We start from the raw sequence: 12,783 nt of genomic DNA, 5'->3' as shown, positions 1-12,783 counted from the left end.
CCCGTTGCCCGACCGGGCGCCTCAGCCGCCTTCCGGGCCCGGCCGGACGGTGGTCTCGTCCGGCAGCGGTTCCAGCGGCCGGCTGCGCGCCCAGTGCGGCCCGAGGTCGTCCAGCCGCCAGCCGAAGGGGTACGAACGCGGCTGCGGCCGGGACGGGAGGACGCGGGGCCTGGCCGGCATCCGGCGTACGCACCGGGCGCGCAGCCGCAGCGCCGTCGACGCCGAGGTCCGCACCCACCGGGGCTGCGGCGGGAAGCCCAGCGCCCTCAGCAGCGGTTCGTCGAGCACCGCCAGCGCGAACCGGGCGACGAGCGGCCGCAGCGGGCGCGGGTACCAGTTCGCCATCACCCGGAACGTGGCGCCGGCCACCCGCCGGTTCGCCGGGTCGTACGCGAACATCCGCTCCTCGTAGGCGTCGAGCAGCCGCTCGAACCCCTCGTACGTGTCGGGCACGCCCTCGATGCCCATCACCGCCCCGGTCCGCCGCGCCGCCTCGGCCAGCGCCCGCACCTCCTGCGCGCACAGCGGGCGCCAGCCGTACCGGTCGATCCACCGCTTCGGCCCCACGACCGTCGTCGCCAGGACGTACAGGAAGTCGTCGTTCTCGATGCGGTACTTGCCGTGGATGCGGTTCAGATGCCGCGCCGCCGCCCGCCCACGCTCCGAGTCGAAGCCTTCGACGGTCATCTCGTACCCGATCAGCACCGTGTCGTCGTACCGCTTCTGCCCGTTGCGCTCGAATTCCTGGGTGCGATCGAGGAGCGCGGAGATCCGGGGGACGCCGTAGTCGCGCAGGAACGCCACGCTGACGCCCTGCCGGTAGTCCCACGGGAACTCGTACTGGGAGATCAACCGGAGGATCTCGGCGTAATCCCGTGCCGGATCCATCCGGCGGATCTCGTGCAGGCGGCTGTACCGGCCCATGGTGCGCCCTCCTGTCCGTGTCCCGGTGTCAACGCGCGATTTCGGAGCGATGTGACGGCACGTCTGTTCCGGAGAGTCAAAGTTACAAATACTATTGACTTGTTTCATCGACGTCGTCAACACCACTGCCGGGAGCACCGCATGAGCAGCAGCAACGACCCCGCGCCGCCCCCGCCCGGCGGTGTGCTGTGGAGCCTGTCCGGCGACGTGCGGGCCCTGCTGATGCTGCCCGCCGCCCTCACCCTCCAGGTCGCCCACCCCGCCGTCGGCGCGGGCGTGGACGAGCACTCCGTGTTCCGCACGGACCCCTGGGGGCGGGGCGAGCGCTCCCTCGGCTCGCTCCAGCTCTGGGTGTACGGAGGTGAGGAAGCCGCCGAGGAGGGGCGCAGGCTCCGCCGGCTGCACCGCACCATCCAGGGCACCGACACCCGGGGCCGCCCCTACCACGCCCTGACCCCGGTGAACTACGCCTGGGTGCACGCCACCGGCTACCCCGTCTACCGGCACGGCGCCCGCTACCTGCTGCGCCCGCTCAGCCGCGAGCAGGAGCGCGCGCTGTACGCGGAATGGCTCCAGGTGGGCCGGGTGCTCGGCATCCACGACCGGGACATGCCGCCGACCATCGAGGAGTTCTGGCCGTACTACCGCGCCATGCTGGCCGACGAGATCGAGAAGACCCCCGTCGTCGCGGAACTCGTCGCCACCGACACCGCCGTCCCGCCGCCGGACCGGGGGCCCCGGGCGCTGCGGCTGCTGCTCAGGGTGCTGTGGCCGGTGCTGCTCCCGCCGCTCGCCCGGTTCCGGTCGTTCCTGACCGTCGGGCTGATGCCGCCCGACGCCCGCGAGGCCATCGGCCTGGAGTGGACCGACGCGCAGGAACGCGCGCTGCGGCGATTCTGCGCGGTGGTCCGGCTGGTCGTCCCCGCCCTGCCGGAACGCCTGCGCTACCTGCCCCGGGCCCGCCGCGCCCGGGCGGCGTACCGGGCCCGCTGCGGCGGGCTCAGGCCGAGGCGCGGCGGACCAGCCGCGTCGGGGTGATCACCGACTCCGGACCCGCGCCCCCGTTCTCCAGCCGCTCCATCAGCAGCCGCACCATCAACCGGCCCATGCCCACCACGTCCTGACGTATCGTCGTCAGCGGCGGGTCCGTCGCCTCGGCGACCGACTCCATGTCGTCGAAGCCGACCAGCGCCACGTCCTGCGGCACCCGCCGCCCCCGCTCCCGCAGCACCCGCAGCGCACCCGACGCCATCAGGTCGTTCGCCGCGAAGACCGCGTCCAGTTCCGGCCGCCGGTCCAGCAGCTCGGCCATGGCCCGCGCACCGCCCTCCACCGTGAAGTCGCCGTCCGCGAGCAGCGCCGGGTCGGCGTCCGGCAGGATGTCCGCGTAGCCGTCGATCCGGTCGAGCGCCGAGGTCTGGTCGCGCGGGCCGGCGATGTGCGCGATGTGCCGGCGGCCGAGCCCGGCCAGATGCCGTACGGCCTCCCGGGCACCGCCCCGGTTGTCGCAGTCCACGAAGGGCACCGCGTCGGTCGGCGCACCCGGCCGCCCGGGCCGGCCGCCGTACACGGCCGGGACGCGGAAACGCCGGATGGCGGCGGGGAGTTCGTCGTCGGTGTGCAGCGAGAAGGCCAGCACCCCGTCGACATGGCCCCCGCCCAGATAGCGGCTGACCCGCTCGAAGTCGCCCCGCCCCTCCACCAGCAGCAGCACCAACTGCGCGTCGTGCGCGTTCAGTTCCCGGCTGATGCCCCGGATGTGCTGGGAGAAGAAGGGGTCGGAGAAGATCCGCACCTCGGGCTCGTCGATGATCACGGCCACCGCCCCGTTCCGCCGGGTCACCAGCGTCCGCGCCGCGTGGTTCGGGATGTAGCCCAGCTCCTCGACCGCCTTGCGCACCTGGTCCACGAGCGGCTGCCGGACGCCCGCGCCCCCGTTCACCACCCGCGAGGCCGTCGCCCGGGAGACTCCGGCACGGGCCGCCACCGCTTCCAGCGTGGGACGCGTGTGGAGCGGGGCATCGGGGGACGGACCGGGCAAGGGACGCTCCTCTGTGGCGCAGCGGGGCCGGCCGGTCGGCCGGCCCCGCCAGCCTAGGGGGTTCGCCGGCCGGGCCGGGGCCGGATGCGGCCCCGGCGGCCCCGGACCGCCTGCCCGTTTCCGGAAATGACACGTGCACGGGTCTGTCGCGGGCCACGGCCCCGGAGTACCTTCCGCCCATGCCGATCGCGCCGACGGCCGGGGGACGGCGGCTGCCCCGGCGCGGCCGTGCCCGCGATCTCGCCCTGGCGGTCGCCACCGCCGCCCTGACCGTCCCCCTGCTCGGCGTCCCCTCGGACGCCGCCCGCTCCACCGCGCCCCGCACCGGCTTCGAGGTCTCCGGCGGGGCCCGCTGGACCCGGCAGTCCGAGGAGGCGTCCCTGCTCGCGGAGCTCGCCCGGCACGGCGACCGGGTCTCCGTGCGGCGGATCGGCACCACGGCCCGGGGCCGCCCCCTGCGCCTCGTCCGGATCGGGAGCGCGGAGCCCGACGCGCTCACCGTCCTCGTGGTCTGCGGCCAGCACGGCGACGAGCCCGCCGCGCGCGAGGCGTGCCTGAGCACGGTCCGGGACCTCGCGTACGCCACCGACGCCCGCACCCGCGCCCTCCTCGCCCGGACCGAGATCCTGGTCCTGCCCACCGCCAACCCCGACGGCCTCGCGGCGGGGACCCGGGGCAACGGCGACGGCGTGGACGTCAACCGGGACCACCTCGCCCTGCGCAGCGCCGAGGCCCGTGCCGTCGCCGCCGTACTGCGCGACCACGAGCCCGATGTGATCGATGACGTGCACGAGTACGCCGCGACGGCGCCGTACTACGACGCGGACCTGCTCGTCCTGTGGCCCCGCAACCCCAACACCGACGACCGGCTGCACGACGACGCGCGGGCCCTGGCCCTGGACCGGGTGCGGCCCGCCGCCGAGAAGGCCGGCTTCGGCACCGGTGTCTACGGCGTGTGGACCGACCCGGCCACCGGCCACCCGATCAAGCGGAGCGCGGGCGACGGGCAGGAGCGCATCCTGCGCAACGTCGCCGGTCTCACCCACGCGGTCGGACTGCTGACCGAATCCCGTACGGACGCGCTCTCCGCCGCCGAGCGCGCCGACCCCGCCCTGGCCGCCCGCCGCCGCGTGGCCTCCCAACTGGTGGCCCTGAAGGCGCTCTTCCGGTACGCGGACGAACGGCGCGCGAGTATCTCAGCCGCCACCGCCGCCTCCCGCGCGGCGGGGGCCGAAGACCGGGGGCCCGTGTTCCTCGGGGGCTCGGACGACGAGGCCCCGGCGCCCGACGACACCCTCTTCGACCCGCCCTGCGGCTACCGCCTCACGGCGGAGCAGTTCGCGCGCGTCCGTGACGCACTCGCGCTGCACGCCGTCACCACCCGCCCCGACGGCGACGGGGTCTTCGTACCGCTGGGGCAGCCGGCCCGGAAGCTGATCCCGCTCCTGCTGGACGGGCGGGCCGCCCATCACCTCACAAACGGTCAACCCCATACCGCTTGTTGATCCCGAAAGATGCCTGTGGGGTGTGGTACTGCCTACGGAGACCGAATTGTCAGTTTCCGTGAAAGGTGCCATTCGTGTCGCAGGACGATCAGAGAACGGGCGGCAGAGGGGACGTGCCGGTGACCGCCGACCTCCCCGGAGAACCGGGCCACGGCCGGCGCCCCGTCACCGACCGGGTGGTGTTCGGCGTCACGGCCGGCCTCACCCTGGCCTTCGTCATCTGGGGGGCCACCGCCACCGACTCGCTGGAGGACGTCTCCGACAAGGCCCTCAACGGCCTCATCCACAACGGCGGTTGGGCGTTCATGCTGGCCGCCTCCGGATTCGTGGTCTTCGCCCTGTGGCTCGCCATCAGCCGGTACGGAAACATCACCCTCGGCCAGGAGGACGAGGAGCCGGAGTTCCGCACGGTCTCCTGGGTCGCGATGATGTTCAGCGCCGGCATGGGCATCGGTCTGATGTTCTACGGCGTCAGCGAACCGCTCGCCCACTTCACCGACCCGCCGCCCGGCACCCACCCCGCCGACGCGGCGGAGGCGATGCAGACGGCGATGGCCACCACCCTGTTCCACTGGACGCTGCACCCATGGGCGATCTACGCGGTCGTCGGCCTCGGCATCGCGTACAGCACCTTCCGGCGCCGCAGACGGCAGACGATCAGCGCCGTCTTCGAGCCGCTGATCGGACCCCGGCACGCGCACGGCGGCCTCGGCCGGTTCATCGACATCCTGGCCATCTTCGCGACGCTCTTCGGCTCGGCCGCCTCGCTGGGCCTCGGCGCCCTGCAGATCGGCAGCGGCTTCCACGAGCTGAACTGGAAGGAGAAGACCGGCACCGGCCTGCTCGTCCTGATCATCGCCGTGCTGACCGTCGCGTTCATCGCCTCGGCCGTCTCCGGGGTGGAGAAGGGCATCCAGTGGCTGTCCAACATCAACATGGTGCTCGCCCTGATCCTGGCCGTGTTCGTGTTCATCGCGGGCCCCACGATCATCGTGCTCGACCTCGTTCCCACCTCGATCGCCGCCTACTTCGGCGATCTCCCGCAACTCGCCGGACGCACGGAGGCCACCGGCGAGGGCGAGGTGGCCGACTGGCTCGGCAGCTGGACCGTCTTCTACTGGGCCTGGTGGATCTCCTGGACGCCCTTCGTCGGCATGTTCATCGCCCGGATCAGCAGGGGTCGCACCATCCGCCAGTTCATCGGCGGCGTCATCCTGGTGCCCAGCACCGTGAGCCTGATCTGGTTCGCCATCTTCGGCGGCACCGCCATCAAGCTCCAGGAGGGCGGCGAGCTCGGCGGCGCCGACACCCAGGAGGCACAGCTCTTCGGGGTGCTCCAGCAGTTCCCCGTCGCCACGCTGATGAGCATCCTGGTGATGGTGCTCGTCGGCATCTTCTTCGTCTCCGGCGCGGACGCCGCGTCCATCGTGATGGGTACCCTGTCCCAGAAGGGCATCCTCGAACCCGCCAAATGGGTCGTCATCTTCTGGGGCGTGGTCACCGGCGCGGTCGCCGCCATCATGCTGCTCATCGGCAACGGCAAGGGCGACGCCCTGGCGGGCCTCCAGAACCTGACCATCCTGGTCGCGGCCCCGTTCACCATCGTCATGATCTGCATGTGCGTGGCCCTGCTGCGCGACCTGCGCCAGGACCCCCTGATCGTGCGCCGCGAGTTCGGCGTGGAGGCCGTGGAGTCGGCGGTCATCGAGGGCCACGCCAAGTACGACGGCGACTTCGAGATCCGCATCGGTCCGGGCGGCAGCCAGATCACGACCGAGCGGCACGACGGCGACCGGCCCGGCGGAGCCACCCCGGCGTGAGTCGCCCCCCCGGGCGGGACCCGCGCCCGGTACGGTCCGCCGGCACCGGACTGCGCCGTCCCGGTGCCGACGGGCGGCCCGGCGCGGTGTAGCCGCGCCGCGACGGGCCGCCCGCCCCTCACCCCACCAGCCGGGCCGCCTCACGCGCGCAGCCCAGCGCCACCGTCACGCCCGCGCCCCCGTGCCCGTAGTTGTGCACCAGCCGGCCGCCCCCGGCCAGGGACTCCGCCTCGATGCGGACCCCCGCGTCCCGGGCCGGGCGGAGGCCCACCCGGTGGCCGATGACCCGCGCCTGCCCGATCTCCGGGCGTACCCGGGCGCAGCGGGCCACGATCTCCTCCGCCGTACGGGGATCGGGCACCGCGGTCCAGTCGTCGGCCGTCGCCGTGCCGCCGAGCACCAGGCGGCCCGGCTGCGGGAAGAAGTACGTGGTCGCGCTCGACGCCGGGTCGGCCTCCGTGAACCACTCCCGTATCCCCGGGTTCTCCACCAGCACCAACTGCCCGCGCACCGGGCGCACCCCGGCATCCGGGACCAGCTCGCGGGCGCCGAGCCCGGCGCAGTTGACCACCGTCCCCGCCGCCGCGGCGGCCTCGGCGAAGGAGGCGACCGTGCGGCGCTCCACCGCACCCCCGGCCGCCCGCACCCGGTCCTCCAGCCACGCCAGGTGCGCCGGCATGTCGATCAGCGGCAGCCGGCACCGCAGGCCCTCGGCCGTCTCCACGGCGTCCTCCAGTTCCCCGGCCCACGGCCCGAGGTCCGCCAGGCGCTCGCCCCGGTGGAGTCCTTCGACGAGGCGGACACCGGTCTCCTCCGGGCGCGCGGCCAGCTCCTCGTACCACCGCAGCGCGGCCAGCGACCAGTCGCCGACGCGGTCCAGCGGCTCGATCCGGTACGGCCACCACAGGGCGCCCGCCACGGCCGAGGTCGTTTCGCCGGCCGGCTCCCGCGACCACACCCGCACCCGGTGGCCCCGCTCGGCCAGCACCTTCGCCGTGGTCAGCCCGCTGACCCCGCCGCCCACCACGATCACGTCCGCCACCACTGCCGCCTCCCGGTCCGCGTACCCTCGGCGCCCGCCCGGCAGGCCGCCCCGGGCACATTAGGATCTGCACCCTGATGACTGCCACCCTCGTCGCCAAGGATCTCGCCGCCGGACACGGCGACCGCACGCTGTTCGCCGGGCTCGACCTCGTGGTCGCCCCCGGTGACGTGATCGGTCTCGTCGGAGTCAACGGCGCCGGTAAATCGTCCCTGCTCCGGCTGCTCGCCGGTCTCGACCGGCCGGAGGAGGGCGAGCTGCGGCTCTCCCCGCCCACCGCCACCGTCGGCCACCTGCCCCAGGAGCCCGAGCGGCGCCCCGGCGAGACCGTACGGGAGTTCCTGGCCCGCCGGACCGGCGTGGCCGAGGCCCAGACCGCCATGGACGCCGCCACGGAGGCGCTGGTCGAGGGCGCCCCCGGCGCGGACGACGCGTACTCCGAGTCCCTGGAGCGCTGGCTCGCCCTCGGCGGCGCGGACCTGGACGAGCGGGCCGAGGAGACCGCCGCCGAACTCGGCCTCACCGTCGGCCTCGACCTGCCGATGACCGCGCTCTCCGGCGGCCAGGCGGCCCGCGCCGGACTCGCCTCGCTCCTGCTGTCGCGCTACGACGTCTTCCTGCTCGACGAGCCCACCAACGACCTGGACCTGGACGGCCTGGAACGCCTGGAGAAGTACGTCTCCGGGCTGCGCTCCGGCACCGTCCTCATCAGCCACGACCGCGAGTTCCTGATGCGCACGGTCACCAGAGTCCTCGAACTCGACCTGGCCCAGCAGCAGATCAACCTCTACGGCGGCGGCTACGCGGCCTACCTGGAGGAGCGCGAGCGCGCCCGGCGGCACGCCCGCGAGGAGTACGAGGAGTACGCCGACAAGCGCTCGGCGCTGGAGAGCCGCGCCCTGATGCAGCGCTCCTGGATGGACAAGGGCGTCAAGAACGCCCGCCGCAAGGCCACCGACTCCGACAAGACCGGCCGCAGGTTCCGCAGCGAGTCCAGCGAGAAGCAGGCCGCGAAGGCCCGGCAGACGCAGCGCATGATCGAACGGCTCGACGTGGTGGACGAGCCGCGCAAGGAGTGGGAACTGCGCATGGAGATCGCCTCCGCGCCCCGCTCCGGCTCGGTCGTCGCCACCCTCCGCGAGGCCCGCGTCGTGCGCGGCGACTTCGTGTTCGGACCCGCCTCGCTCCAGATCGACTGGGCGGACCGGGTCGCCATCACGGGCGCCAACGGCTCCGGCAAGTCGACCCTGCTGGCCGCGCTGCTCGGCCGCCTCCCGCTGGACTCGGGGCACGCGAGCCTGGGCTCCGGCGTGGTCGTCGGCGAGGTGGACCAGGCGCGCAAGCTGTTCCACGGCTCGGAGACGCTCCTCGAAGCGTTCTGCGCGGCGGTCCCGGAGACGGAGCCCGCCGACGTGCGCACCCTGCTCGCCAAGTTCGGGCTGCGCGCCGACCACGTGATGCGCCCGGCGACGACGCTCTCACCGGGGGAGCGCACCCGGGCGGCGCTCGCCCTGCTCCAGGGCCGGGGCGTCAATCTCCTGGTGCTGGACGAGCCCACGAACCACCTGGACCTCCCGGCGATCGAACAGCTGGAGTCGGCGCTCGACTCGTACACCGGAACGCTGCTCCTGGTGACGCACGACCGCCGGATGCTGGCGGCGGTGCGCACCACGCGCCGGATCGAGGTGGCGGAGGGCCGGGTCACGGAGGTCTGACGGCGGGCGCGCGGGCGGACCCGCCCCGGCCGGTGCGCGAGAGGGCGGGGAGGACCGCGGCGAGAACCGCACGGCGCCTCAGAGCGGCCGAGCGGTCGCCGACGGCCCGACGCCCAACGCCGCCGCGTGACCCAGCCCGTCCGGGCCGTCCACCGCCTCCGAGCCCCGCCGACCCTCTCAGCCCCTCCGGCGCTTGAGGAGCGGGGTCCGGGGCAGAGCCCCGGTTCCGGGAAGGGGCGGGCAGGGGGCAAGGCCCGCCGCAGGCGCCCCCACCCGCTCCCGCCCCCTACTTGCCCTTCAACAACCCCGCCCGCCGCAGCGCATCCGCCATCGCCCCACCGGCCGGAGCCGCCGCAGGCGCGGACCGACCACCGCCACGGGACGGGCGGCCGCCACCCTCCCGGGGCCGAGGCGGCCGTCCGCCCCGCTCACCCCCGGAGGCCCCCCGGCCACCGGCCGGCTGGTCGTCGTCCAGCCGCAAGGTCAACGAGATCCGCTTCCGCGGAATGTCGACCTCCATCACCTTCACCCGCACCACGTCCCCCGGCTTCACCACATCCCGGGGGTCCTTCACGAACGACCGCGACATCGCCGACACGTGCACCAGCCCGTCCTGGTGCACCCCGACGTCCACGAACGCCCCGAACGCGGCGACGTTGGTCACGACGCCCTCCAGCACCATCCCGGACTCCAGGTCGCCGATCTTCTCGACGCCCTCCTTGAAGGTGGCGGTCTTGAAGGCGGGACGCGGGTCGCGGCCCGGCTTCTCCAGCTCCTTCAGGATGTCGCTCACCGTCGGCAGCCCGAACTTCTCCGACACGAAGTCGTCGGCCCGCAACGACCGCAGCACACCCGTGTTGCCGATCAGCGCGGCCACGTCCCCGCCGGTCTTCTTCACCATCGCCCGCACCACCGGGTACGCCTCCGGGTGCACGCTCGACGCGTCGAGCGGGTCGTCGCCGCGGATGCGGAGGAAGCCCGCGCACTGCTCGTACGCCTTCGGGCCCAGCCGGGCCACGTCCTTCAGGCTCCGGCGGGACCGGAACGGCCCGTTCGCGTCGCGGTGCGCCACGATGTTCTCGGCGAGCCCCGAGCCGATGCCGGAGACCCGGGACAGCAGCGGCGCGGACGCGGTGTTGACGTCGACGCCGACCCCGTTCACGCAGTCCTCCACGACCGCGTCCAGCGACCGCGAGAGCTTCACCTCGGACAGGTCGTGCTGGTACTGGCCGACACCGATCGACTTCGGGTCGATCTTCACCAGCTCGGCCAGCGGGTCCTGGAGCCGGCGCGCGATCGAGACGGCACCGCGCAAGGAGACGTCCATGTCGGGCAGCTCCTGCGAGGCGAACGCCGAGGCGGAGTACACGGAGGCGCCCGCCTCCGAGACCATCACCTTGGTCAGCTTCAGCTCCGGGTGCTTCGCGCACAGCTCACCGGCCAGCTTGTCCGTCTCCCGGGACGCCGTGCCGTTGCCGATCGCGATCAGCTCGACCCGGTGCTCCCGGGCCAGCCGTTCCAGCGTGGCGAGCGACTGGTCCCACTTGTTGGCCGGGACGTGCGGGTGGATCACGTCGGTCGCGACGACCTTGCCCGTCGCGTCCACGACGGCGACCTTCACCCCGGTACGGAACCCCGGGTCGAGCCCCAGCGTCGCCCGCGTCCCGGCCGGCGCGGCGAGCAGCAGATCGCGCAGGTTCGAGGCGAAGACGCGCACCGCCTCGTCCTCCGCCGCCGTACGCAGCCGCAGCCGCAGGTCGATGCCGAGGTGCACCAGAATCCTGGTCCGCCAGGCCCACCGCACCGTGTCGGCCAGCCACTTGTCGCCGGGGCGCCCCCGGTCGCCGACGCCGAAGCGCCGGGCGACCATGTTCTCGTACGAGGAGGGGCCGGGCGTCTCGGACGGCTCCTCCGGCTCCAGGACCAGATCGAGCACGTCCTCCTTCTCGCCCCGGAGCATCGCCAGCACCCGGTGCGAGGGCAGCGCGGTGAACGGCTCGGCGAAGTCGAAGTAGTCGGCGAACTTGGCACCCGCCTCCTCCTTGCCGTCCCGCACCCGGGCCACCAGCCGCCCGCGCGTCCACATGCGCTCACGCAGCTCGCCGATGAGGTCGGCGTCCTCCGAGAAGCGCTCGGTGAGGATGGCGCGGGCGCCCTCCAGCGCCGCCGCCGGGTCCGCGACGCCCTTGTCCGCGTCCACGAACGCCGCCGCCGCGGCGAGCGGGTCCACCGAGGGGTCGTCGAGCAGGCCGGAGGCGAGCGGTTCGAGGCCGGCCTCCCGGGCGATCTGCGCCTTCGTCCGCCGCTTCGGCTTGAACGGGAGGTAGATGTCCTCCAGGCGCGCCTTCGTGTCGGCGGCCCGGATGCGCGCCTCCAGCGCCTCGTCCAGCTTGCCCTGCTCCCGTACGGATTCGAGGACCGCCGTCCGGCGCTCCTCCAGCTCCCGCAGATACCGCAGCCGTTCCTCGAGCGTGCGCAGCTGCGCGTCGTCGAGCATCTCGGTCGCTTCCTTGCGGTAGCGCGCGATGAACGGCACGGTGGACCCGCCGTCGAGCAGCTCGACGGCCGCCTTCACCTGCCGCTCGCGTACGCCGAGCTCCTCGGCGATCCTGCCTTCGATGGACGTCGTCACGGTTCTACCGACTCGCCTTCTCCTGCTGGCTGTGCTGGTCGGGCCCCGGGCCGCCACGGGGACGGTCCCGGAGTCACACGTCCTGCATTGTGCCGGGTGGCCGGGTGCCGTGTCGCCCGGCCACCCCAGGGAGCGGTCCGCGGTTTTCGCGGGTCAGCCCGTGGCGCTCGCCGGGAAGGCGCCCGCCGCCGCGGCCGTGGCCAGGAAGCCGCGCCCCAGCTCGGTCAGCCGGGCCACCCCCGGTCCGCCCAGGTGCTCGTACGGGCCCAGGTCCATCCGGTCCGTGGCCTCCTCCAGCTCCTTGCGCAGGGCCGCGCCCGCCTCGGTCAGCTCGCCCTCCGCCGTGAGCAGCCCGCGCCCGCGCAGCCGCTCCGACGCGTCCTCCCAGTCGGTGCGCCGCCAGCCCCGGCTGGACAGAATCCAGCGGATCGCCATGCCCTTGCCGGTCGCGGTGTGGCTGACCAGCGCTTCGAGCGGGTCGAGCCCCGCGGTGAGGAGTGCGGCGAGATGGGCGTCGCCCCGGTGCTCGCGGAGCAGTGCCGCCGCGTGCCAGAGCGCCAGGTGCGGTTCGTCGGGCACCGGCAGGCCGGCGTGGGCGGCGTACAGCGGCCGGGCGTGCCGGGTGCAGCCCTCCGTGGCCCGCAGGGCGAGCTGCGCGGCCTCGGCCATCTCGGGCGAGGCGATGATCTCCTCGCCGAGCAGCCGGCGCAGCGTCGCGTCGGCCGCGCGCAGCCGCGCGTCCAGGACCTTCGCGGGCGGGGCGACGTCCCAGACCGCGGGCACGTGCCGCGCCACGAGCGCGTGGTTGAAGTTGTAGAAGGTGGCGGTCACGGTCTCCGCCCCGACCGCGCCCATCGCGGCGGCGCGGGTGGCGAAGTAGGCGGCGGAGGGGTCGTCGATCCCGATCCCGCCGAGCTCCTTGCCGAGGTCGGGGGAGAAGTAGAGCGACGAGTGCAGCGGGTTCAGGGCGTTGTGGCAACGCCGCCCGGCACGGGGCGGGAGAGTACTCATACCCGCACGTTACCGACTGGTTGGTACGGGCAGGAACCCCCGGGCCCACGTGAGCTGCGCCGCAGCCGGTGATGGCAGGAAAGGTGGGGAACC

Annotated in this window: 9 protein-coding genes; 4 read left to right on the top strand and 5 right to left on the bottom strand. The window is 73.8% G+C overall.

All coding sequences use genetic code 11. The features are described from left to right. Positions 1-21: 21 nt before the first annotated feature. A complete protein-coding gene (locus ACFUJY_RS27525) occupies positions 22-924 on the bottom strand; it encodes an oxygenase MpaB family protein (RefSeq protein ID WP_383304584.1) in 903 nt (300 codons plus the stop codon). Positions 925-1,065: 141 nt separating this feature from the next. On the opposite strand from ACFUJY_RS27525, the gene ACFUJY_RS27520 reads away from it, so the two are divergent. Next, the gene (locus tag ACFUJY_RS27520; RefSeq protein WP_383304582.1) at positions 1,066-1,962 is read left to right on the top strand and encodes an oxygenase MpaB family protein; all 897 of its coding nucleotides are present in this window, start codon (positions 1,066-1,068) and stop codon (positions 1,960-1,962) included. On the opposite strand, the gene ACFUJY_RS27515 is transcribed toward ACFUJY_RS27520, so the two are convergent. Continuing rightward, positions 1,925-2,965, bottom strand: a complete 1,041-nt coding sequence (locus ACFUJY_RS27515; RefSeq protein ID WP_383304580.1) for a LacI family DNA-binding transcriptional regulator — start codon at positions 2,963-2,965, stop codon at positions 1,925-1,927. The two genes, ACFUJY_RS27520 and ACFUJY_RS27515, sit on opposite strands and share 38 nt — an antisense overlap. A gap of 179 nt (positions 2,966-3,144) precedes the next feature. Here ACFUJY_RS27515 and ACFUJY_RS27510 point away from each other — a divergent pair, with 179 nt between their 5' ends. Then, positions 3,145-4,470 (top strand): M14 family metallocarboxypeptidase, encoded by a 1,326-nt coding sequence (locus ACFUJY_RS27510; RefSeq protein WP_383304578.1) that lies wholly within the window; start codon positions 3,145-3,147, stop codon positions 4,468-4,470. Between the two features lie 74 nt (positions 4,471-4,544). Then, positions 4,545-6,290: a BCCT family transporter gene (locus tag ACFUJY_RS27505; protein WP_383304576.1), complete on the top strand. Its 1,746-nt coding sequence runs from the start codon at positions 4,545-4,547 to the stop codon at positions 6,288-6,290. A 118-nt stretch (positions 6,291-6,408) separates the two neighbouring features. On the opposite strand, the gene ACFUJY_RS27500 is transcribed toward ACFUJY_RS27505, so the two are convergent. Continuing rightward, entirely contained in the window at positions 6,409-7,332 is a 924-nt protein-coding gene (locus ACFUJY_RS27500) for an FAD-dependent oxidoreductase (protein ID WP_383304574.1), read from the bottom strand. Positions 7,333-7,409: 77 nt separating this feature from the next. On the opposite strand from ACFUJY_RS27500, the gene ACFUJY_RS27495 reads away from it, so the two are divergent. Next, the gene (locus ACFUJY_RS27495) at positions 7,410-9,047 is read left to right on the top strand and encodes an ABC-F family ATP-binding cassette domain-containing protein (protein ID WP_383304572.1); all 1,638 of its coding nucleotides are present in this window, start codon (positions 7,410-7,412) and stop codon (positions 9,045-9,047) included. A 286-nt stretch (positions 9,048-9,333) separates the two neighbouring features. Here ACFUJY_RS27495 and ACFUJY_RS27490 read toward each other — a convergent pair whose 3' ends face one another. Both ACFUJY_RS27490 and ACFUJY_RS27485 read right to left on the bottom strand, forming a co-directional pair. Then, the gene (locus ACFUJY_RS27490) at positions 9,334-11,679 is read right to left on the bottom strand and encodes a Tex family protein (RefSeq protein ID WP_383304570.1); all 2,346 of its coding nucleotides are present in this window, start codon (positions 11,677-11,679) and stop codon (positions 9,334-9,336) included. Positions 11,680-11,832: 153 nt separating this feature from the next. Further along, positions 11,833-12,690, bottom strand: a complete 858-nt coding sequence (locus ACFUJY_RS27485; RefSeq protein ID WP_383304568.1) for a hypothetical protein — start codon at positions 12,688-12,690, stop codon at positions 11,833-11,835. Positions 12,691-12,783 lie beyond the last annotated feature (93 nt).

Source organism: Streptomyces sp. NPDC057249 (assembly GCF_042669245.1).
Classification (GTDB): domain Bacteria; phylum Actinomycetota; class Actinomycetes; order Streptomycetales; family Streptomycetaceae; genus Streptomyces.
This window is presented reverse-complemented; position numbering and strand designations above follow the sequence as displayed.

Bases quoted from the DNA above. Each gene is read 5' to 3' on its own strand.
- ACFUJY_RS27525 (WP_383304584.1), bottom strand. From the start codon at position 924: ATGGGCCGGTACAGCCGCCTGCACGAGATCCGCCGGATGGATCCGGCA.
- ACFUJY_RS27510 (WP_383304578.1), top strand. From the start codon at position 3,145: ATGCCGATCGCGCCGACGGCCGGGGGACGGCGGCTGCCCCGGCGCGGC.
- ACFUJY_RS27520 (WP_383304582.1), top strand. From the start codon at position 1,066: ATGAGCAGCAGCAACGACCCCGCGCCGCCCCCGCCCGGCGGTGTGCTG.
- ACFUJY_RS27485 (WP_383304568.1), bottom strand. From the start codon at position 12,690: ATGAGTACTCTCCCGCCCCGTGCCGGGCGGCGTTGCCACAACGCCCTG.
- ACFUJY_RS27495 (WP_383304572.1), top strand. From the start codon at position 7,410: ATGACTGCCACCCTCGTCGCCAAGGATCTCGCCGCCGGACACGGCGAC.